Here is a 22,017-nt window from a genome sequence, read left to right as displayed (position 1 = left end):
TAAGCACATACCTGAGTACGCGACCCCCACCTCGAAACGTTCATCTGCTAGCAATGCCTTGGAGATATCCAGGAATGGTATGTCGTCACTCCTGCCAAATTGCTTCAGACGGCTCGCACTTTCTTCATAGCCGAGATCCATTAGCATTCGGGAAAACTCACCTGCGTATGGAAAATCGGTCATTTGGTACCTCTAGGTCCTCATGAAATTACTTTCTTATCCCCTTATGGCTATGTCAACTGAGGGGTTAAGCGGCCTACCATAATCGCACGTTTTTAGTCTTCCCTTAGGGAACATGCGTCGGAATGTGTTCTGATATCAGAACACATTGATCAAAACCGACTGCGCCCTGGATGTTTGGTCATAGCATCTTCGACCTCGATATATTTCTCCACCACACCGAAGGTCTGGTGGCGGGAGAAACGTTTGAGCGAGACCAGATCCGTTCCATCCCGTGCGCCTGTGGTGATCGCTCCGCGTCGCAGGCTGTGCCCGCTGAAATCGCCTGTCAGTCACGCATCGAGGCAGCGCCTCTGAATGATGCGGGCGACAGACCGGTCAGATAGCACCTCTGTACCCATGGCAGACAGGGCAGGGGGTTGACCGACCTCGGCGGCGGGCGGGAGCCACACGCGCCGGAAAACAGGTGGAGGGTTCGAAAAACCCTTGATTGATTAGCCTTGCGCCTGATTTCTGGTTCCTGGTCCTGATTTTCACTCTGCGTTTTGAGCAGAGAGAGGGTTTCATGCTCTGGATTGCCACGCGGCGACGTTAATCCGCTCCAGGAGGAGAAAGCGGCGCATATTATAGACGATATTGGCCAGCCCGATCCTCATGGTGGCCCGCGTTAAGCCTACGGTTCGGACGAACAGTCCCGTCTGTGATTTCTGATCGGCAAAGACATGCTCGACGCGAGATCTGATCATCGACTTCCCTGCGTTGGATCTCTGGATATGGCGGGGCATAGGCCTGAGATGCGGCTTTTTCCTGTGAACCCTTGAGACAAAGCCCTGCTTTTCCATGAAGTCCTCATTGGCTTTTGAGCGGTAGGCTGTGTCTGCCCAGACCGTTGAGGCTGTATTGCTTTTATCAAGCAAGCCCTCTCTCAATCGCGCGCCGTCACTGGCGGCGGCATCTGTCGTCTTCCATCTGCGGATCAGTCGAAATTTCCGATCGATGGAGATGTGCGACTTGTAACCAAAAAACGGGATGGCCAGATCCGTTGCGGGCATACTCCCGTCTTCCTGTCGCTTCGCTTTCGTGAATTTCAGGGTTCAGCGCGCATGCCTATCCTTGTGGGACAGCTTTGCCGGTTTATCCTGCCAATCCTGTGGGATCCGTCCTTTCCGCAGATCAGTCTTTTCATCGTTGGTATTGCGCTGCTTCGGAGCCGCTACCAGCCTGGCATCCAGGATTTGGCCTGACATCGGCAGATAACCAGCGTTACGCAGGGTCGCATTAAAACGGTTAAACAAAATATCAATTGCTCCCGCCTGTGTGAGACGCTCCCTGAATAGCCAGATGGTTTTGGCATCAGGCACACGCTCCGACAGCCCTAGGCCTAAAAAGCGCATGAAGGAGAGACGGTCATTGATCAGGTATTCCGTCCGTTCATCGGACAGATTGTTCAGCGTCTGGATCAAACGGCGGACGACCGCCTTTACTGCCGTCTGCATAGGCCAGCGCTGTATCCAGATCAGGACGAAATGCTTCGAAATTCACAGTCCGGAAAAAGGCTTCGAGCTGATCACCAAGCCCGCTTAAACGAGAAAGCCGCTCTTCAACATCAAAGAAACCGGGCTGTTTCATGTCGCCACTCCTCCAATAAAAACCGGAAAAATGGAATTACAGAGAGGGCCTCAAAACCAAGGGGTTTTTCGAACCCTCCAGGTCGGATTATAGCTTAACTCCCTGTCCGAAGAACCGGGGCCACCTCTGTTAGATGTGTAGTGATGGCTACTTTCAGCTTCAAAAGTGCACATCTATCGTCCCTTCGACCTACCATAGCTCCAAAAGTGCACGAAAGGAAAATCCACGGTAGCAATGTGAGATTAAAGAGCCCCTAAGCTTCAAAAGTGCACGTTCTTATAGCTCCCAAGATTTTCATCGGCTTCAAAAGTGCACGCCGATAGCCCAAGAACTCTCTTTCAGTGGATGTGCTTCAAAAGTGCACACCGTGAAAGGTCCCTTATGATTTCAGGCTTATCGTTCTTTTACCCACTGGCGGGTGGCCAGGATAAAGTACAATCCCCTTTCCGTCATCTTGCTCCACCACTTTGGCAGCTGGATAAACAGCAAGTGCAAGATGAAGGTTAGGTAGAAACCGAGCCTTGAAGTTCTTTAATTGCCCGAAGTTAAGTCCGAACTGCGCTTTGAGTCCATGCCACGTTATTGATGTAGGCTTGTTTAAAGAGTGTAGTCTATATGCTAGCCAAGAATATATATCTAAAGCCATGCTATTATTACTCAATGCCCTAATCGCCGCTTCATCAAGTGGGACGGGATGACGACGAAGGCCGTCAAAGAATCCCTCTGATAGCCGGGCCATGTGCATATATGTTTCCCCTTCACCTTCAGTTGAAGGATCCATAAAAACTGCAGAATCCATAATATTTTGGTTTGTGAGCCCTAATGTATTTCCCCTTTTAACTTCAAAAGAAAGTCGAGAGCGAGAGATTCTCTCCATTTGATCACGAACAATTTGAAGGTTTTTCCCACCAATTGGGATATTCATCTTTCCCATCCACGAGCGTAAGCTTTTTCCAAGCTCTATGTCTCTGGAGTTGGTTCTTATTGCTTCTGATTGTAAGTAAATTAGTATTAGCCTCGCGCGACTACCATACGGTACCCCCACAGGTACTGGTTCTCCTGTTGAACCACGTCTCATTCCTGGCTCAATAATAAGGCAAACTTGGTCGCTTTCGAGCTGCCATCCTTTGTGATCAGCTAATCGTCTGTGAGGAAGAGCTGCCTGACACCATCCTGAGTAGAGAAACCCGATCCCGTTTTGCTCATCAGACATGTAGGCTGCAGCGGCTTCTACAACCTCTCGATCCACGTCGAGTTGAAGCGCTGCTTGGCGCCCGCTGTTTTGCAGGATCTTATGTAGGGTTTGCATCACTGTTTCTCCACCCACAGGACTATGCGGAACATAGGCGGCTTTGTCAGCGTGCACTTTTGAAGCGAAAGCTATTAGATTTATTAGTTATTATTAGTATAGGCTTCAAAAGTGCACGGGATAAGGTCTTTTAAGCGCGGTTTCCTCGCATAGGTCAAATGTGGCTCAGCTTCAAAAGTGCATACTCTGGCTACAAGAGTGCACAAGAATATGTGGGCGAATCAGTTAAAACCGACTGCGCCCTGGATGTTTGGTCATAGCATCCTCGACTTCGATATATTTCTCCACGACGCCAAAGGTCTGATGGCGGGAGAAGCGCTTGAGCGAGACCAGATCGGTGCCATCCCGCGCGCCAGTCGTGATCGCGCCACGGCGCAGACTGTGCCCGCTGAAATCGCCTGTCAGATCAGCATCAAGGCAGCGCTTCTGAATGATGCGGGCCACAGACCGGTCAGACAGCGCCTCTGAACCCATGGCGGGCAGGGCAGGGGGCTGACCGGCCTCGGCAGTAGGCGGGAGCCATACGCGTCGAAAAACCGGTCCTTTGGCGTTTTTCAGTCTGGCCGCGCGTAGCCAGGCCTCGTAAGCCCGGACCGGGCAGAGGCCGGTAATCCCCCTCGGGATCGCCACCTCGACACCCTGACTGGTGCGATCGCCCTTGGAGCGGTCCAGCCGGATCCGCATTCCGTCATCATCGAGCGCCACGTTCTCCAGGCACAGCGCCGCCACTTCGGACCGTCTGAGGGCCCCGGCAAAGCCGAGCAGAAGAATGGCCTTGTCCCGAACGCCCACGAGCTCGGTGGTATCGATCTGCTCAATAACTTCGCCCAAGAGATCCCAGGTCAGCCCCTTGACCTGACGGGATGCGCTTCCCGTTGACGTCCTGCGAATACCCGCAACAGTTTCGGACACCAGGGCATGGGAGGTCGGGACGGGGACCTGAGCGATATGGTGCAGATAGCGCAGTGCGGCGCGGTGCAGGTCGACCGTGGCGGGTCGCTTCTTCTGCAGCGCAAGATCAGCCAGATAGGCGGCCACATCCTCGCTGCGGGCGGGGAGGGCAGGGAGCCCATGTCCTGCCGCCCATGCGCACCAGGAGCGCACGGCCGAACGGTAGGTCCGCCGTGTGTTCACCGCCTTCGCGGCGCGGGAATAGGTCTTCGAGGCGCGCTCCGCAGTCACCAGCGTCCCATCATAGTCGGGCAGAGCCTCATCGGTCAGGGCGTCGAACCACTGCAGGACCGCGCCAGACTGCTGACCCAGAGGAGAGGCCAGAGGAGCCAGCGTGACGGCCTGCGATCCTGCCTTGCGCCGTCTGGCGGCCTTCGGCTTGAACCAGGCGACGAAGACGGGATCGGGTTCGAGGTCCAGAGCGATCGCCAGATCGTGCCCGGAGGGCAGGGTGGTCACATGGGCACTGGCGATCGCCAGTGCGTCTTCAGCCGTCTCCACTGTGGTGGACAGGACCGTGTCCTCGGCAAATTCGTTATGCCGGTATTCGATGCCGCGAATGACCAGAGAGAGACGGGGGGAGAAGCGACCGGTCGACAGGAGCGCGACAGAGTTTTCCAGACTACCGACAGGGAACTGTTGCCGGGTCTTCTGGTCCAACCGGTCCAGGAGGGCCTCACGAGCTACGTCTGCCGAGCCTGCAATGTGAATATGGCTGAGCATGAAAGCCTCCGTGAAACCTGAACCCGGCTCCTGATAGCACGAAGCTGCGGCAGGGCAGAGAGGAGAACAAACACTGTCCAACGACGTCTGAAAATGTGTTAACGAAGACTGAATGCCAATCCGACCGGAACTGAAGCCGCTTTATCCCTCAAACTGGTCCGAACTGAGCCGACAGGTGAGGTTCGAGCGGGCAGGGGGTGTCTGTCAGCGTTGCGGTCGGCCGCATGGGCATTACCTTCAGGTGCTACCGGGTGGCCGATGGAAGCATCCGGACACGGGACACTGGTTCAATGGTCGGGGCAGGCGGGTCTCACCTCCGGACCTGATCGAGCTTCTGCAGGTGCGTCAGACGAAAGTGTCTCTGGCGGCGGCGCATCTGAATCATGATCCCACCAGCAACCGGCTGCGCAATCTGCGCGCGCTGTGTCAGCGCTGCCATCTGCTGCACGACCGGATGTATCATCTGACCCAACGACGTCTGACGCTGCGACGGCGTCTGGCACTCGGGGATCTGTTCGAAGGTCTGTATCGGGCCGGGGTCACACGCCTGGGGCTATAGAAACTGGACATGCTACGGTTATGTGCCGGTATGTGATCCTGTTAGGCGGCTTTAGCCTCGAAAGCGAGAGGGCTGATGTTGCCCAGATATGAATGGCGCCGTCGCGGGTTGTAGAAGCCGTTGACGTACTGGAAGATGGCGGTGGTTGCCTGCTGCCGAGTGGGCCATGTCTGTCGCCAGAGTATTTCGGCCTTCAGGCTCTTGAAGAAGGTCTCTACGGCTGCATTGTCGAAGCAGTTTCCCCTGCCGGACATGGATGGCATCATTCTGTATTCCGTCAGTTTCTTCTGGAAATCGTGTGAGCAATATTGGCTGCCACGATCAGAGTGGAAAATACAGCCAGGCGATGGATCGCGCAGTCGCACCGCCATATCGAGCGCCCGGATAGCGAGATCCTTTTTCATCCGGTCGCTTGCCGCCCAGCCGATGACGCGTCGACTGAACAGGTCGATGACCACGGCGAGGTAGAGCCATCCTTCGGTGGTCCATATAGAGCTGATATCGCCTGCCCATTTTCGGTTGGGTGCGTTGGTCAGAAAGTCGCCGTCCAGAACATTGGCTGCAACACCAAGGGAATGACGGCTGTCAGTTGTGACCCTGTGGCGACGGGTGCGCACTGGGCGGATCCCGTTGAGTTTCATCAGCCGCCCCACACGACGTTCGCCGACATCGAGCCCCGCCTCCTTGAGTTCCATGGTCATCCGAGGACGACCATAGGTGGAGTTGCTCAGGACAAAATGCTCACGGATATGCGCCAGAACCTTCAAATCGGTGCGCTGGCGTTGGCAAACGGGTCTGGAAATCCAGGCGCGATAACCACGTGTCGATACACGCAGCACACGACACAGGCTCTCGATCGACCAACGGCTACGATGCTCACGGATGAAGGCGAACCTCATATCTTTTGGCTCGCGAAAAACTGTGTGGCTTTTTTTAAGATTTCCCTCTCCTCCCGCAGAACGCGGTTCTCCAGGCGTAGGCGCTCGTTCTCCCGGACCAGATCGGCCTGCGGTTCAGGCACTGACAGATCAGCGGTCCGATACTGCGAAACTCAGTGTCCCAATGTCGATTTTCCAATCCCCAGATCCGCCGCCACGCGGGTCCGTGACAAACCGCTGCTCAAGGCAATCCTTACCGCCTCACGGCGAAATTCTTCTGTGTGCGTCACTGCCATGGTCTCGTATGTCCCCCGATGTGAGCTTAAAACGCTCAGTCAACCGGCACATAACCGTAGCAAGTCCAAACCCTGATCGGCGTATGATCAGGCGGCGGCGCATAGGATCATATCGAAGCGGTTGAATAGGACGTCGATGGCACCAGCCTGCGTCAGACGCTCACGAAATAGCCAGATTGTTTTGGCGTCCGGGAAGCGGTCTGACAAACTCAATCCCAAAAAGCGCATGAAGGACAGGCGGTCATTGAGCGGGTACTCCGTCCGCTCGTCGGACAAATTGTTCGGCGTCTGGATCACCAGAGTTTTGAACATCAGTACCGGATCGAAAGGCGGTCGACCGCTTTTGCCCCCGTCTGAATACGCCAAAGCCTTGTTCAGACGGGACGGAAGCCGTCAAAATCCACAGTTTGGGAAAACGCTTCGAGTTGATCGCCAAGCCCACTTAACCGAGCAAGTGTCTCTTCAACATCAAAGAACCCCAGCTGCTTCATCTTCCACCATCCCCAATCAACGCAGGCGAGATGGAATCACATAGAAAGCCTCAAAACCAGAGAGTTTTTCGAAGCCTCAAAAGGTCGCAACGTCGCGGAAAGAGGCCAGTCCCGTAAGACCGAACAGGCGATAGGAGAGGCTGTGTTAAAATGCGATCAGAATTATCCATCAAACCCGATTTTTCTTTCAGTCAGTCACAGATTCCCGAAAAATATCATATACTGTGTAGAAACATGACCGCACGTATCCTAACGTTTCTTATAATGTATCCAACTTCATCTTTGTTTTTTCTGAATCCGCATTATCCTTTGTGAAAGAAAGTTTGGAATGACTGACTTTTTAAATGGACTGTTCGCAGCGCCGCAAACTCACGACAGCCTGTATGAAGTATCTGCAGGTCACAGTTCTTCAGCTCTACTCGATCATCAAACTTATGGGGGAGCACCGATAGGATTAACTGAAAACAGTTTGTTCGGTTCCATTCAAAACATAGACTATCAGGCATATGGCAGTCATTATCAGAGTATCATCGCGAACTTCGATAAAATATCGGGCAAAAGCGATACTGTCATGGCAAATATCCCCACGACTACGCAGGCTGATGACCAGTCTTCGCTCAATACCTTGCAGTCGATTTCCGCAACGGCGGATATCATACCCGGCACAGAAGTAGATCAAAATACAACGGATGCTCTTGCATCCCCTGTTGCTTTATTCTTGGCTCCTTCCCAGATTACGCCTTCCGAATTCTCCTGGCCAGATTTTGGGCAACAACAATCGCCCGCGTTTCCCAATTTTGACGATGCGGTCAAATATATATACTCAAATATCCTTCAGCGCGATCCATCTTCTGCGGAAATTACTCATTATTCGAGCGTAATCGCCGCTAACTACCTATATACCGTAAATTATGTAAACTATTATAATTATGATCCCGCTTTCTCTGATGTGGCTCAATCAGAAGAATCCACGAACAAGATTCAGGCAGCTTTTCAGGCGACACTCGGTGCGCCCGCCTCATCGGATCTGATCAAGACCGCTGAAGATGATGAAAGTAGCGGCGTACCCTATACAAGTCTGGTAAACGCGCTCGCAACCTCCAGTATGGCTACCCAGTCCATCAACACGATCTTTCAAGACGAGCTTGGGCGCGCAGCGTCCTCTATGGATATCGCGAATGAGGCGAACGCTCTGCAGAATGGAGAAACACTCAGTCAGATCCAACATGATGTCGCGTATTCACCTGAATCCGTCAGCCAGATTTCTACGATATTCTCAACTGTCGACGGTGTAATTGCTGATCAAAACCAGATCAGCAATTACCAAGGGTCACTTGCAACTGGCAGTAGTCTTGGTGAGATCCGACAGTGGGAAGCGTATGGCAGCAACGCTCAGACCCAGATCAATGGCATTTTCCAGGATGTGGACGGAACATCGCCATCATCTTCGGATCTCGGCCGTTATCAGGCCTACCTTGCTGGAACCGGGGGCAATCTCGCCCAGATCCGTCAGTGGGAAGCGTATGGCAGCAATGCTCAGACCCAGATCAATGGCATTTTCCAGGATGTGGASGGAACATCGCCATCATCTTCGGATCTCGGCCGTTATCAGGCCTACCTTGCTGGAAMCGGGGGCAATCTCGCCCAGATCCGWCAGTGGGAAGCCTATGGCAGTAATGCTCAGACCCAGATCAATGACATTTTCCAGGATGTGGATGGAACAACGCCATCATCTTCGGATCTCGGCCATTATCAGGCCTACCTTGCTGGAAACGGGGGCAATCTCGCCCAGATCCGACAGTGGGAAGCCTATGGCAGTAATGCCCAGTCCGTCATCGATCGAACATACCAGTTTCTTTACGGCCGCACTCCCCAGTCCGATGAACTGGGCCAGAGACAGAGCGATCTCGTAAACGGCGCTAGCCAGAATCAGATTACACTCAATCTGACGGGAACATCCGAAGCCTTTGCTGAGTATCAGAACATCTATGCCGACTGGGGACAGGTTCCGCCGACAGACGACCAGTTGAAGATGGCCGGCCAGGCTATGTACAATCTTCATTCAGCCTGGATCATGGTCAGCAGTCAGACAGGAGATCAACTGCAGGCCGAAGCAAATGAATATCAGGCTCTCCCAGCCAATAGTTCCTTTCAGGATTATATCGATAATGTCGCAGGATCAGCCGACCAGGCGAGAGATCTGGAAGCGAGCATGCTGGTAGACCCTCTGATGGAAGAGGCAGATAACGTTCAGGATGCTCGAAACCTTCTGAGTCAGGGAGGCGGTCCTGTGGAGGGCGCCATGGTTGATCAGAGCGTAATGAAAACGGTTATTCAGAAAGATAAAGAAAATCCCCTGACACCGTGTGACGACGTGTCGGCCTTTCGCGATGCACACACAAAAGTTGTCTACAATACCCCCCAGATTACGTCCGCCAATGCGCAATGGCAGACAGTGAATCAAAGAGACTGGTCGGCATCCTATGTAGCCAACGGGGTGGTCTGGAATGAGAATAGAGGTGGGGCTGGAGCATCTGCGCAAGGCCTGCCTTATGAAGCCTATGTTCAGGAAAAGCTGAATGGCGGCAATCCAACAGGGGATTACGTCTGGCTTCAGGATCATCGTAGTAACTGGATGACATTTGATCACTGGAACGAAGACACGGGAGATGCGGTGAGCGATAAGGCTTTGAACACCAATCGCGATATGTACAAGATTGATCCTGCAAACATCAAATATCGGATCTGGGCTGATATGAAAGAAATGGCTATGAAATATACGTCAAATGGAAGCCGACAAGGAACTGCCACTCCCGTCAGTTTTACCCAGGCTGTTATTGATACTTATACATTTGAGCTCGGTGTTAGAACCGCGACGACAACGGATGCACAGTGGAAACAGATCTGTGAAGCCTATCGGGGAGCAGGCGCAAAAATGGCCAGCTATGAACGCAATGGCTATAAACCGCTCGATTTTGAAATTGATGCCATCTCATGAATGAATCTCGCTATACGCCGGAACGTATCCGCAGTTTGCATTATAAAAGCGCGACAGTCACTCTCTCGCCCAAGTATATTGCGATTGTGTCTGAAGAGATCTGGCGCGGGACCTACTTTTCGCGGACAGGTTGGTGCGCGCACGCGCCCTGCGACGCTTCCGCTCTGTGGGTTGGCGAAAATTTTCGTAAGGCTCTGGAAAGCAGCGAATATTTTAACAAGCCTGGCATCCCCTCTCTGGGTCGTGACGAAATCAATGCGATGAAAGAGGTTTCCAATACGCGGAGGCTGGCGTTTTGGGGCGAAATTGCACAGACCTATGGTTACAAGGACATTGATCAGGCCGGGCGAAGATGTGATCTCGTATTCACGTCCTGGCACGATCTGATCGAGGACTTCGTGACCCTGATGGCGACACTCCGTCTTCCGGGGAGCCATCGGGCTTGGGGGCCCATGGAAAAGAAGAAATACGCGGAGAAGCGGATTACCGTTCCCTTGTCCGTATCAGACGAAGCGTTGGGGCTTGCCATCCGTGATGCCCTCTCGCGTTGTGAAGCCTCGGGACGACAGAAAATCAATACTCTATCAGAGTAGTTTTATTACTGGGACGAAAGCGAAAAACAGTTTTCATGCAGATTTCAGGCCGCGCTTCCTTGCTGATCTACGACCGACAATAGGCGGACACTCTTTAAGTCACCGCTCAGGCAGCCTCGTCTGCCCGGACATAGACGTAAGAGTGTTGGCTTTCAGATGCCGAGCATTTCACAGATCTCGGCGATGGGCAGATCATTGTCATGATAGAGTTTCACGGCCAGCTTGGACTTGCTACGGTTTTGTGCCGCTTGACTGAGTGTTTTAAGCTCAAATTGGGGGACATATGAGACCATCGCAGTGACACACACAGAAGAATTTCGTCGAGAGCGGTCAGAATTGCCTTGAGAAGCAGTTTGTCACGGATCCGCGTGGTGGCGGATCTGAGGATTGGGAAATTGACGCTTGGACACTGGAGTTAGCAATATCGGATGGCCGATCTGAAGTTGCCGGAAGTCCAGACAGAGCTTGCTCTGGATAACAAGCGTCTTCGCCTGGAAAACCGCATTCTTCGGGAGGAAAGGGAGATCCTAAAAAGGCGACGCAGTTCTTCGCGAGCCAAAAGACGGGAGGTTCGCGAAGAACTGCGAGCACCGCTATGACTCGTCCATCGAAAGATTGTGCCGGGTTCTGCAGGTCCCGACGCGCGACTCTTGGGCGTGGAGGGTAAGGCAGGTGTGCCTGCGCCAACGCATCGATTTGGAGGCACTGGCGCATATCCGGAAGCATTTTGTCCAGAGCAATCACACCTATGGTCGCCTTTGGATGACCATGGAACTCAACGGAGGGAAGGGGAAGCGGCCGGTCGACAGCAACACAGCGAATTTTGTCACATTACCGGCAGGAAGCCGTCGCCGGGTCTTCTGGCTCAGCCGGTCCAGTGCGGCTTTATGGGCTGCATTTGGCTAGACTGCAGTGTGAATATGGCTGAGCATTGAGCCTCCGTGAAACCAGAACTTGGTTCAAGATAGCACGAAGCCGGGGCAGGGCAGAGAGGAGAACAAACACTATCCAACGAAGTCTAGAAATGTGTTAGCGAAGACTGAATGCCATTTCGACCGGCATTGAAAGCGCTTTATCTTCTTAACTGGCCTGACCTGAGCCAGGAGGTGAGGTTCGAGCGGGCAGAGGTCCACCATAAAGAACTCTGGTCATGCCTGTTCTCCAGTCAGAAACCTTGATGATGCAGCGGAGGACGCCCGCTGCCAAATGGTTTGCTCCGGACGGCGTGTTCGTCGGGATGGGGGAACTTCCTCTGTAGTTCTAACAGCAGAAACATCAGCATCTTCTGAACCTGCTGGATAAGAGCCTGTTTCTGTCCGTCATCACCGTGATGGAACTGGATATGGGCATCCTGCGGATCAGATCCGGGCTGAAATCTCCTACACCGTCGCCGCCCTGTGATTCGGGCCAAGCGCGGTGGGCGAAGCCCCGCCAGTCACGATCGCTATGCTTGCAAGCTGCGAAACTGGATACGTGTCGCCAAGCGATAGTGACAAAACCGCACAATCTTACTTCGGCTTCGTCACTATCGCTTCTGACTTGCTTCAGATTAATTTTTTCCACAAGAAGTAAGCACTTATATCTGATTTTGAAAAGAGGAAGATCTATCTGTATCTTGCCTTCTGAACGAGATAATTTTATCTTTAAACAAGATTTGGTATTATATTTTTAATGTTATTGTTTAATATCGTTAATAAACATAAATATTAATATATATAACCTGGAACAGAAACAATAATTTCAAGAAAAAATAAAATATTAACTTATATATACTATGATTACGTGTTATCTTTTATTGATATTTCTTTTGTTTATATTTCAAGGTTTCTCAGAAAACATCCAACCTGGAGAAGGATGTTATTTTTACGCGTCATGAAATTCGGGGCATATCTTGGTGTAGATTCCTGCAATATAGAAATCGGTAGTATATATCTCAATAACTGTGCCTTTTCATGGTCTAGATATGATGCTGCTTTCTGGTTTTATAAGTCTTCGTTACGAGGGAATAAGGGTTCCCAATATATATTGGGAACATTACTTTGTTCAGGACTTCCTGTCGGAAGTTTATCTTTAGAATATAATCCTAATTTTTTTTCGCGTGATAATACGCCTAATCTACCCGAAGGAATAAAATGGCTTAGATATGCCGCCGAACAAGGGCATGCTGCCGCTGCAGGGAAACTGGGAGACCTGCTTTTAAATGGCCCTCCCGAAATTCGAAGCCCGGTTGAAGGCGTTCAATTTTTGCTGGCGGCAGCAAAACAAAATATACCTGCGGCACAACTTTCTTTGGGGCAGTGGTGGGTCACAAATGCCGTTGATGACGCAATGCGGCGCGTCGCAGCTTCATACGTTTCACTAGCAGCTGACAACGGGCACCCTCCGGCTATCTATATTAAGGGTATAATGCTCGAAAGAGGGTTTGGGCTTTTGCAGGATAAAGCAGAATCCGTTCGTTGTTTCCAAATATCATCCGCAAGCAACATTCCTGCTTCGCAACGAAAATATGCAATTGAGCTCCTTAAAGGGAAGATCGTGAAAAGAAATGCATTCAAAGCAGAGACGCTTCTCAGAAAATCCGCTCGGGCAGGCGACTACGAATCTGCAGAGCTCTTGGCTTATCTCTACGAGACAGGTTTAGCATTTCACAGGAGTTCCACAGAAGCGTCTATTTGGAGAACAGTTGCTTTGTCCAATCGGCAAGCTTTGTCCTTCACCTGAATGACCAGACTAGGCGGCGTGGACGAATTGGCTGACGCAGCGCGAAAGGCTTGCTGCCGATTGATGCGGCGAACCGGGGACGCGTCCGGATCATAATCGCTCAATTATTAACGGCATACTTTGGCGCCTCCGCTGCGGCACGCCATGGCGTGATGTTCCGCCAAAATATGGAAACTGGAACACAATTTACCGCCGGTTTCGACACTGGAGGGAAGCCGGGGTCTGGGAAGCTGTCGCGATCATGCTGGCAGAGATCATGGCCGACAGTGGCCACTACGGCATCGATAGCACCACCGTTCGCGCCCACGTTTCGGCTGCGGGCGGAAAAGGGGGGCTTATCGACGAACTCTTGGCCGCTCGCGGGGCGGGTTCACCAGTAAGCGTCACTGCCTGGCTGATGCCCGGGGAAGACCACCTGCCTTCCACTTAACGGTCGGTGAGGCGGCGGACTGCAAGGCCTATGATGCGCTGATCGCATTGCCGGAACGAGCCCCAAAGGCGCTGCTGGCTGACAGGGCTATGATGCCGACGCCATCAGGACGGACCTTGCGAAACGCAACATCCAGGTTGTCATTCCGGGCCGATCAAATCGCCGGATGACGATCGGGTATGACCGGACGCTCTATAAGCAGCGCAACCGTATCGAGCTCATGTTCGGCCGGATGAAAATCAACCGCGCCATCGCAGCCCAATACGATCAGCTCGCTCCCAGTTTCATGAGCATGGTCCATATCGCCACAGCCAGATACTGGCTCAAATTTGCCCAAGACGCCTAACGCACGAATACCGATTTCTCTATCCCTTATCAATTAATGTCTATATTAAAACAAAATGTTTCTTAGCTCACGTTATTTATCAAACAAATACGAAGGTGGCCTACTTCATGATAGATTCAGGTTCGTTCGTTCTGCCCAGCTTACAGCCTTCAGAGTTGCCATCCTTTTCCGGAGCAACAGTTCAACAACTAAATTCCCAAGCGGTAACTTACATTTTCCAAAGTGAGCTGCAGAGAACTCCAAGCGATTCTGAAATATCCCAATACGGATCCGTAATACAAAATAATTTCTTGGGTTACGATGCGGCTGGTGGTGCGCATTACAATTATGGTCCGGCAATGGTGGATATTTCTACGTTGCAGGAGACTACAAACAAAATCCAATCCCTGTTTGTCTCAGATCTAGAGGACACCGCCAGTCAGGATATCGTTTCCGCAACAGAAAATGACTTAGGCATCGGGGTAACGCTCGCCACAATACAATCCGCTATTACGAGCTCCCATGCTGAAGAAAATGCGATCAACTCAATCTATCTTAGCGTGGATAATCGGTCCGCAGACAGCAGCGGCCTTTCGTCATTCGAACAGAGTATTGAGAGCGGGAATTCGCTCCATAATGTACGCAACGCGATTGCCTATTCACAAGAAACACAAAATAATATCAATGATATTTATGAGGCTCTTTATGGGCGACCGGCCGACTCATCAGGCTTGAGCAGCGTGCAAAACTATCTGGCCAATGGTGGCTCTCTTCAGGGCGAACGATCCATCATGGCCACCTCTACGGAAGCGGCGAACGATATCAAGGGTCTGTATAATGCCCTGTTTGACCGGGAAGCCGATGCAAGTGGACTGAGTGCTGCGCAGAGCTATCTGGCTAATGGTGGTTTCCTTCAGGGCGAACGGTCGATCATGGCCTCCTCCACGGAAGAGGCGAGCCATATCAATGGCCTGTACAATACTCTGTTCAACCGGGAAGCTGATGCAAGTGGACTAAGTGCTGCGCAGAACTATCTGGCTAACGGTGGTTCCCTTCAGGGCGAACGGTCGATCATGGTCACCTCCACGGAGGAGAGGAATGATATCAATGGCCTGTATAACTCTGTGTTTAACCGGGAAGCCGATGCAAGCGGACTGAGCGGCGCACAGAGCTATCTGGCCGGCGGCGGTTCCCTTCAGGGCGAACGATCGATCATGGCGTATTCATCGGAAAGTAGTACCGATCTTTCTTCGGCGAACCAGTTTATTCTGGGACGATCAGCATCAACTTCAGAAATCTCTGGATACCAGAAGCAGCTTGCCAATGGGACAGCACAGTCCCAGATTATGCTGACGATTGTCAATAGCTCCGAGTTTCAGAATATCGCTCGGAATGTTTATGGCGAATGGGGACAGGTTCCGCCGACAGACGACCAGTTGAAGATGGCCGGCCAGGCTATGTACAATCTTCATTCAGCCTGGATCACTACCATTGAGAACCAAAGCACTGACCAGCTTTCTGCTGAAGCCGCAGCCTATAATTCGCCTGCATCTTCTTCTTTCCAGGACATGGTCTTCGACCTTGCGTCTTCTGCCACCCAGGCCGTTGGACTGGAAGCCAATCTGTTGGTTAATACGTATCTCGAGACGACAGCCGATTCTGGCGATGCCAGAAATCTCCTTGTGGCAGGCGGTGAAAATGCCATGGCGGCAGCCTTTGACGAAGGGTCAGTTCTAACGGCGCTCAAGAAGATCAAAAAAGAAGACGACAATGACTGTGATCCGGTTGCTTTCCGAAAAAACGAAGCCATCGTGAAGAACATTTCTAACGATACCGTCAAGTCTGCCAACCAGACGTTTGGAAATTTCAACGGCACGGACTGGAATCAGAGTTACAAGGATCAGGGCATCCAGTGGAAAACAGCTACGAGCGGGACGAATACGAACCAGCAGGGGCTGCCTTACGAGGCCTGGGTACAGAACCAACTCAATCCATCCCAGGATCCGAACGGCGTGATCTGGCTACAGCCTCTGAAGGCGAACTGGAAGGTCTTCGATCATTGGGATAAGGATAATTCCATTGCTACAAGCGACAAGACGATCAACCTTGCAGCTCCGAGCTACACCAGCAGTCCTTATGCTGTCGCGGCCCGGGTCGAGGCAAGTGTCGAAAAGATGCTTGGCTATACAACTGACGGAACCAAAGATGATACTGTTAGTTTCAATTCAGAGAATATTGGCTCTTACGTGCTGAATCTGGCTGTTCCCTATATTGCAGACCCTGAGGCGATGGATCCGCAGACCGCTGCGGAATGGAAGGCCCTTTGCCGCGCCTATCATGATGCCCTAGCCGAAATGTCAGCCGAAGGTAAAATCTTCACGTTCAATATTAATGCGGTGATCTGATGAAAAAACCGAAGCCTCGGGGCCCCTTTCGTCCTCCGCGCACAAAGCACAAAACGTGTTTTGTCGGCCGAACTGATAAATTTATTGCCATTGTCTCCGACGAAATCTGGGCCGGGATGTATTTCTCCCGCCATGGGCTCGCGATCCACGCAGACAGAGAGGTCACGCCTGAGTGGATTGGCGCTCACGTGCGGCAGGCTCTTGAAACAAGCGAGTACTGTGCGCCTCCTCTGGGCGTCCCAATAGATCGAGAACAGCGCATTGCCATGGAGAAAGCCTCAACCGAGAGACGACTGGCGTTCTGGGACGAGATTGCGAGCACATATGGCTACAAGGACAGGGAGGCGGCCTGGAAGAAGCGCGATCAGCTTTTTATTTCTTGGTTTTACGAGAGCGAGCCTGACATCATCATTAGGGCCTCGAAAAGTTCACGAAGCGGAAGTCACAGCGCCTGGCCACGGGGCATGAACGAGGGGCGGGTGTTTCATATTCCTTTTGTCGCATCCGATGAGGAAATCGGTGAGACTGTGTTGAAGGCGCTAGCCAAATGCGAAGGGCCGGGCAAGTCCACACAGCCGGTGTTTCCATAAACCGAGACTCCGGACATCTTTCATAGCCGAGGGCCAACGAAGCTCGATGTTGGAGGGGCGGATAAAATCCCTCCATCACGATCTGAAGGGTTCTAAAAGCCGTTTGGTTTTGATGTGCTCTCTGTGATTCCGTTCCTCACTCCAATGGAAAAGCCCTCTGCATCACGAGTGCAACGCCGCTTCAGAGAACCCACGGTCACGGTACCAGACCGTGACACGTTCAGGGTTTCTAGAAGTCGCCTTTGTGCGTAGACGATCTGTGGAACACGCCTCGAAAAGACCTTTGCAGGTATTTTTGTGCCCCGTACCCTATGTCCGATAATAAGGATTAACGGATGTAAATTTACCTTGTCAGGCTTGCTGAGAACGGTCAGTCCAATGAGACAGGGAAGGGCGCTCTTAGGTAAGTTCAAGGCAATAGAAATTCTACCATGTAAAGCATCCGTTTACATTGAGAACGTAAAGCTGTACCTTACATTTATGGAGATTGAAAGCATCAGTCACAAAGGCCTGCGCCGGTTTTTTGAAACAGGTAATGCTAAAGGTCTGGTTGGCGATGTGACCCGGCTTCGGAAGATGTTGGCATTCATTGATGCAGCAGCGTCGTTGGACGAACTCGCTGTTCCTCCAAATTATGGATGGCATCCATTGATAGGGGATCGTGCCGGAACCTGGTCTATGGCGGTTACCAAAAACTGGCGTCTGACGTTTCGCCTGAACGAGCAGGGTTCACTCTGCGATATAACACTGGAGGATTATCATGGCGCTTAAAATGCATACCTCACTGGCCGTTCATGTGGGTGACTGGCTCAAAACGGAGATCCTGGAACCTTATAATATCAAGGTGAACACCGTTGCAGAACATTTTGGCGTCTCGCGCCAGTCGATCAGTGCTCTTCTGAATGGACGGTCCAACCTGTCCGCAGACATGGCCATTCGGTTTGAAAAGGCCTTTGGAGTACGCGCCGATACCCTGATGCGTATGCAGAGTGCTTTCGAGTTGGCTCAGGCACGAGCGCATGAAGCCAATTTGAACGTCCAGCATTTCAATCTCGTCGCACCTTCCAAGACTGAACAACGGACAATTTAAGGTCTGCTTAGGGAGGGCGGCAAGCCGCTCTTCAACATCAAAGAAACCTAGCGGCTTCATGATCCATGCCCCCAATCAATGCAAGAGTGATGGAATCACACAGAGAGGCCCAAAACTGGAGGGTTTTTCAAACCCTTCAGGTTGGAGGCCGCGTTTATCAGCGAACCATGTCAGGCTCGGCCCATCACACAGGCGGTGTCGGCCAGACAGCGAATCGTTCCTGCACGCGGTCGATCATGTGGCCCTGCTCAATAAGTCCGGTCCTTCAAAGGTCTTAATTTTCCGGAGGAATCGATAATACCCCCAATAAAAAAAGACCAGAATAGTGAGAGAATTATTTCAGGAAAATAATCCGCAAATTCTATTATGTAGTCACCATGGAAATAAATATTTTCTATCATCTGGTAGATGATAAACGCAGGAAAAACCAAACAAAAATAAAATTTTACAGTATTATTTTTTATAAATCTAGACAATATTGCTATTGTCGTACAGGGAATTGCTCTTCTAAAGAATTCTAAGACCATTATTTCAACGGAATTTTCAAAAAAACCTCCAATACCTTTTATATTGGAGAAGGATCTACCATCGCTATGAAATAGCGAAAGGACGATTCCCCCGAGAACGCCCAAAGAAATAACGTAAATGATAAAATAAAATACGTATTTCATCATTTTACAGATCCATTTTTGTAATCATCATAACCTTGCTCCCATAACGGAACGTCTCTATTGTATGTATCAGAATAATTAAACGATGCATTATAAGTCTGGGTTCCGGCTATGTATACTCCTCCCAGAACAATCATTTCTATTCTTCCAAGTCCGGCAGCGGCCGCCCATAAACCAACGTTGTAGTTTGCATTATCAATGAGGTTTGTATACAGGATATGAGAATTCTTATCTCGCTGTACATCAAATTTTCCTTCGTGTCCTACGGCATTATTTAGAGATTCTATTTGTGAGATAATATTTTCATTCTCATGTAGTTTGGCGTCGCTTATGACATCTGAGAATTTGATAGTAGACTTTATCATAAATGTTCGTCCGCTACCGTCTTTGTATTGTATCGCGTCCGCAGGCATACCAGATGCAGAATTGTAACTGTTTGGGGCCTTATTATGATCTATCGTAGATAAACGGGTTCCTGCATTTATGAGTTCTTTAACTCTACCCATTTTTAGAGAACCGTCATCCAAGTCTCCTTGGATATTATTAATGAATGTGTGAGCATCATTACTTATCGTTTTTCCTGTTCGATTTTGAAATTCATTTGCAATTTCGTCAAATGTTTTTTCAGAATGCGCGAGTTGGTGGCGCATGTCTGTCAATGTCGAATTATCTGCAAGTTTATCTTCGACGGCATTACGTTCGTCAGTGGTTGGAGATCGCCCAAGGATATCATTCCAGTAAGGATCAATGACCCACGCCTCTCCTTCGAAATGGGCAAGATCGTGTCTGACCTGCTTATAAGTGCCGGTGCCAGAAACCTGATCTTCTTGCGCGTTCACCCAGTTCTTGTCCTGATCGTTTGGTGTTCTGCCCTGAACTTCAGGAATTAAGTCAGTATAAAGTCTGGTTGCTTCTTTTGAATGAGCAATCTTATGGCGCATGCTATCAAGTGTTTGATCGCGACCCAATTCATCCAGCTGATTTTGCAACCCGCCAGGATCAGATGGCCTGTTAAGGATCTCCTGATAATCCTGCTCCACCTTAGCCTTGATTGCATCGCTATGTGCATACTGGGAGCGAACGTCATTAATGCTATGATTGTCTGAGGCAAAATATTCGTAAATGTTCTGTATTGTTTGCTCGCTGGGTGTGTGATCACCAATATCCTGCGCTGCTTTGCTAATTTCGTTATCAAGATCACCAACCTTGAGGGATTTCCATTCCCCTGAAGGCGTCTGATAAGTCACCAAACCACCTTTATTTGCCTCAAGATATGCTACTCCCTTGATAATTTTTACTCTATGTCCATGTGTATTGATTTCTTCAGGTATGTCCGGTGGAAGATTATGGTCTGAGTTGCTTGATCCAGGTGCGACGCCAGAGCCGGGTGTAAATGTTCCTCCTGGGTTGTGTCCTGTAACCGGAACGTCTTCTCCACCGGGTGGGGCTTCTACGCCTCCTGCGCCATCTCCTCCAATGCCAGCGGAAGGGGACGGGCGGTCAGGATTATCAGTGTCGTCGGAAACACTCATGAGCGAGATAGGTGCAGGAAGAGCACTCAAGGTCTGTAAGGACCCTCCGTTTTTCTCGTCTGCGGTTGTCACACCCAGAATTTTCTGATGAACGCTCTCTATTTCAGGAGAATTTTTCCAGTAATCATGACCTTTTTGAAAGGTCTCCGCAGAAAGATCGTACGATAGAAAGCTTCCGGTTTGTTCAGAGCCTGTGGCACCAAATTGAGGGGAAAGCGCAGGGAGGGAGTGACCGTAAGCAGAAAAATCATGTTTTAACGGGCCCGATTTTCCTGTTGCGAGAGATGTCAGATGATGCTGCTCATTTGAAGTGGCTGCAAAAATGGAAATGGGGTCTGACATCTGAGGCTCCTGAGCATCGCTCTAACAGATTGTTTCTTAGTAGTAATATAGAGTATCATTTTGTTACGAACCAGATTTGTCAATACCAATCTCAGCCAACCTCCGTTTCGGAGATGAGAAACAAAGAATAGTGAGTTAGAGGCTCTATGAGGAGAATGGGAATGAGCGACCTGCACTGACTGACGGATGACCAAATGGAGCGTCTGCGGTCATTTTTCCCGATGGGCCACGACAGGCCCCGCGTTGATGAGTGCCGTGCGTTGAGTGGCACCATCTTTGTGAACCGGAACGGCCTGAGCTGGCGTGATGCGCCCCGCGACTACAGTTCACATAAGACATTGTATAACCGCAGGAAGAGAAAGAGATAAAGCCCTGCATTCCAGGACGGAAATCTCGCGGATAACCTGTCAAATACAATAGGCGAAAATACAAACGTCGCAACTGCATCGAGATCATGTTCGGAAGGCTCAAAGACCGGCGGCGGGTCGCAGTCCGCTACGAAGATGATGTCTGCTTACGAGCAGTAATTTTTATGCCTGTTTTGTCTGGGATGAGGGCGGAAGTGGACCTGCTGCTTACGCCTCTTGTCGGTCATTTTTGTTGCCCAATGAGTGTCTACTAAGCGGACATTACTGACGAAGCTGCTTGACCGCTGCTGCTGGTGTCAGCAAAGTCGTTTTTGCCTAAAAAGACAGCGATGCAGGTATGGTGACAACCTGTGGTCTCTCTGGAGAGACAGTCACGCTTGAGGGAATAAACCCGCTCTTGGCCATGGCCGGACACGACGAGGATAGGCCTCGCCCGTGGTCGGTCGTCCTTGTCCAGATTGCGATCGGCTCGTGTCCGTCTCACTAACGGAAAGACACAGTCATGAAGCTAAACCATATCAACCTCTACAGCCACGATACTGAGGCTGATCGCGTAATGTTCGAACAGTATTTCGGCCTGCGCACTCTCGTTGTGCGTGGGATCAAAATGGCCATCATGCAGGACAATGATGGGCTGGTTCTGATCGTCAATCATTTCGATAACAAGCTCGAAGGCTTTGATTACCCCAGGCAATTCGACGTCCTGCACATTGGTTTCATCCAGAAGTCTCGCGAGGACGTCGATGCTCTCTATGAGCGCCTAAGCGCCGATGGCTGGGAGGTGAAGGCTCCATGCAACGCACATGGCGCGTGGTCCTTCTACTTTCGAACGAAGGGTGGTTATTTCATCGAAGTGACGACATTAACGCCGGTTCGCCCCGAAGAACCATATCAGAAAAACTCATAATAATGCCCGCCATGAGCAGCTGAGTAATT

The 22,017-nt window shown here is 50.9% G+C and carries 14 protein-coding genes and 6 pseudogenes; 13 read left to right on the top strand and 7 right to left on the bottom strand.

Annotated elements, in window-relative coordinates; all coding sequences use genetic code 11:
* Window positions 1–743: 743 nt before the first annotated feature.
* The 3 genes and pseudogenes from KP702_RS12060 to KP702_RS12050 all read right to left on the bottom strand — a co-directional run bounded on the left by KP702_RS12060 (window position 744) and on the right by KP702_RS12050 (window position 4,792).
* Window positions 744–1,809 (bottom strand): annotated as a pseudogene (locus KP702_RS12060) (IS5 family transposase).
* 379 nt (window positions 1,810–2,188) lie between these two features.
* Window positions 2,189–3,118, bottom strand: coding sequence for a replication protein RepA (locus KP702_RS12055; RefSeq protein WP_211499754.1), 930 nt, complete (start codon window positions 3,116–3,118; stop codon window positions 2,189–2,191).
* Between the two features lie 225 nt (window positions 3,119–3,343).
* Window positions 3,344–4,792 carry a site-specific integrase gene (locus KP702_RS12050; protein ID WP_215769014.1) on the bottom strand — a complete coding sequence of 483 codons (1,449 nt, stop codon included), beginning with the start codon at window positions 4,790–4,792 and terminating at the stop codon, window positions 3,344–3,346.
* Between the two features lie 112 nt (window positions 4,793–4,904).
* Here KP702_RS12050 and KP702_RS12045 point away from each other — a divergent pair, with 112 nt between their 5' ends.
* Complete coding sequence (locus KP702_RS12045) at window positions 4,905–5,351, top strand: hypothetical protein (protein ID WP_215769013.1); 447 nt, start codon at window positions 4,905–4,907, stop codon at window positions 5,349–5,351.
* A gap of 41 nt (window positions 5,352–5,392) precedes the next feature.
* Here KP702_RS12045 and KP702_RS12040 read toward each other — a convergent pair.
* Together KP702_RS12040 and KP702_RS16570 are read right to left on the bottom strand one after the other, a co-directional pair.
* Window positions 5,393–6,525, bottom strand: a pseudogene (locus KP702_RS12040) (IS3 family transposase).
* Between the two features lie 102 nt (window positions 6,526–6,627).
* A pseudogene (locus tag KP702_RS16570) lies at window positions 6,628–7,016 on the bottom strand (transposase); the annotation flags it as partial.
* Window positions 7,017–7,344: 328 nt separating this feature from the next.
* Here KP702_RS16570 and KP702_RS12030 point away from each other — a divergent pair.
* From KP702_RS12030 to KP702_RS11990, 10 genes and pseudogenes are all read left to right on the top strand, one after another.
* Window positions 7,345–10,014 (top strand): hypothetical protein, encoded by a 2,670-nt coding sequence (locus KP702_RS12030; protein WP_215769012.1) that lies wholly within the window; start codon window positions 7,345–7,347, stop codon window positions 10,012–10,014.
* The gene (locus tag KP702_RS12025) at window positions 10,011–10,607 is read left to right on the top strand and encodes a hypothetical protein (RefSeq protein ID WP_215769011.1); all 597 of its coding nucleotides are present in this window, start codon (window positions 10,011–10,013) and stop codon (window positions 10,605–10,607) included. Before KP702_RS12030 ends, KP702_RS12025 begins: the two co-directional genes overlap by 4 nt.
* A 1,782-nt stretch (window positions 10,608–12,389) precedes the next feature.
* Window positions 12,390–13,328 (top strand): tetratricopeptide repeat protein, encoded by a 939-nt coding sequence (locus KP702_RS16475; RefSeq protein WP_215769010.1) that lies wholly within the window; start codon window positions 12,390–12,392, stop codon window positions 13,326–13,328.
* Window positions 13,329–13,416: 88 nt separating this feature from the next.
* Window positions 13,417–13,551, top strand: a pseudogene (locus KP702_RS16565) (transposase); the annotation flags it as partial.
* Between the two features lie 33 nt (window positions 13,552–13,584).
* Window positions 13,585–13,758, top strand: a complete 174-nt coding sequence (locus tag KP702_RS16225) for a hypothetical protein (RefSeq protein WP_252348701.1) — start codon at window positions 13,585–13,587, stop codon at window positions 13,756–13,758.
* Between the two features lie 94 nt (window positions 13,759–13,852).
* Window positions 13,853–14,104, top strand: a pseudogene (locus KP702_RS12010) (transposase); the annotation flags it as partial.
* Between the two features lie 290 nt (window positions 14,105–14,394).
* Complete coding sequence (locus KP702_RS12005) at window positions 14,395–16,488, top strand: DUF4214 domain-containing protein (RefSeq protein ID WP_215769009.1); 2,094 nt, start codon at window positions 14,395–14,397, stop codon at window positions 16,486–16,488.
* Window positions 16,488–17,078, top strand: a complete 591-nt coding sequence (locus KP702_RS12000) for a contact-dependent growth inhibition system immunity protein (RefSeq protein ID WP_215769008.1) — start codon at window positions 16,488–16,490, stop codon at window positions 17,076–17,078. Before KP702_RS12005 ends, KP702_RS12000 begins: the two co-directional genes overlap by 1 nt.
* 378 nt (window positions 17,079–17,456) lie before the next feature.
* Entirely contained in the window at window positions 17,457–17,849 is a 393-nt protein-coding gene (locus KP702_RS11995; protein WP_252348700.1) for a type II toxin-antitoxin system RelE/ParE family toxin, read from the top strand.
* The gene (locus tag KP702_RS11990) at window positions 17,839–18,168 is read left to right on the top strand and encodes a HigA family addiction module antitoxin (RefSeq protein ID WP_252348699.1); all 330 of its coding nucleotides are present in this window, start codon (window positions 17,839–17,841) and stop codon (window positions 18,166–18,168) included. Before KP702_RS11995 ends, KP702_RS11990 begins: the two co-directional genes overlap by 11 nt.
* A gap of 248 nt (window positions 18,169–18,416) precedes the next feature.
* On the opposite strand, the gene KP702_RS11985 is transcribed toward KP702_RS11990, so the two are convergent.
* Together KP702_RS11985 and KP702_RS11980 are read right to left on the bottom strand one after the other, a co-directional pair.
* Window positions 18,417–18,842, bottom strand: coding sequence for a hypothetical protein (locus KP702_RS11985; RefSeq protein WP_215769007.1), 426 nt, complete (start codon window positions 18,840–18,842; stop codon window positions 18,417–18,419).
* Window positions 18,839–20,713, bottom strand: a complete 1,875-nt coding sequence (locus tag KP702_RS11980) for a hypothetical protein (RefSeq protein WP_215769006.1) — start codon at window positions 20,711–20,713, stop codon at window positions 18,839–18,841. The genes KP702_RS11985 and KP702_RS11980 overlap by 4 nt, the downstream gene beginning before the upstream one ends.
* A 194-nt stretch (window positions 20,714–20,907) precedes the next feature.
* Between KP702_RS11980 and KP702_RS11975 the strand changes: the two are divergent.
* Window positions 20,908–21,215: pseudogene (locus KP702_RS11975) on the top strand (hypothetical protein); the annotation flags it as partial.
* 368 nt (window positions 21,216–21,583) lie between these two features.
* Window positions 21,584–21,988 (top strand): VOC family protein, encoded by a 405-nt coding sequence (locus KP702_RS11970; protein ID WP_211569136.1) that lies wholly within the window; start codon window positions 21,584–21,586, stop codon window positions 21,986–21,988.
* Window positions 21,989–22,017: the final 29 nt, after the last annotated feature.

The sequence above is a fragment of the Gluconobacter sp. P5B12 genome (assembly GCF_018812035.1).
Taxonomy (GTDB): domain Bacteria; phylum Pseudomonadota; class Alphaproteobacteria; order Acetobacterales; family Acetobacteraceae; genus Gluconobacter.
This window is presented reverse-complemented; position numbering and strand designations above follow the sequence as displayed.

What these genes read in the sequence shown, in the direction of transcription:
- KP702_RS12055 (WP_211499754.1), bottom strand. Translation starts at nt 3,118, where the DNA reads ATGCAAACCCTACATAAGATCCTGCAAAACAGCGGGCGCCAAGCAGCG.
- KP702_RS12050 (WP_215769014.1), bottom strand. Translation starts at nt 4,792, where the DNA reads ATGCTCAGCCATATTCACATTGCAGGCTCGGCAGACGTAGCTCGTGAG.
- KP702_RS12045 (WP_215769013.1), top strand. Translation starts at nt 4,905, where the DNA reads ATGCCAATCCGACCGGAACTGAAGCCGCTTTATCCCTCAAACTGGTCC.
- KP702_RS12025 (WP_215769011.1), top strand. Translation starts at nt 10,011, where the DNA reads ATGAATGAATCTCGCTATACGCCGGAACGTATCCGCAGTTTGCATTAT.
- KP702_RS16225 (WP_252348701.1), top strand. Translation starts at nt 13,585, where the DNA reads ATGGCCGACAGTGGCCACTACGGCATCGATAGCACCACCGTTCGCGCC.
- KP702_RS12000 (WP_215769008.1), top strand. Translation starts at nt 16,488, where the DNA reads ATGAAAAAACCGAAGCCTCGGGGCCCCTTTCGTCCTCCGCGCACAAAG.
- KP702_RS11995 (WP_252348700.1), top strand. Translation starts at nt 17,457, where the DNA reads ATGAGACAGGGAAGGGCGCTCTTAGGTAAGTTCAAGGCAATAGAAATT.
- KP702_RS11990 (WP_252348699.1), top strand. Translation starts at nt 17,839, where the DNA reads ATGGCGCTTAAAATGCATACCTCACTGGCCGTTCATGTGGGTGACTGG.
- KP702_RS11985 (WP_215769007.1), bottom strand. Translation starts at nt 18,842, where the DNA reads ATGATGAAATACGTATTTTATTTTATCATTTACGTTATTTCTTTGGGC.
- KP702_RS11980 (WP_215769006.1), bottom strand. Translation starts at nt 20,713, where the DNA reads ATGTCAGACCCCATTTCCATTTTTGCAGCCACTTCAAATGAGCAGCAT.
- KP702_RS11970 (WP_211569136.1), top strand. Translation starts at nt 21,584, where the DNA reads ATGAAGCTAAACCATATCAACCTCTACAGCCACGATACTGAGGCTGAT.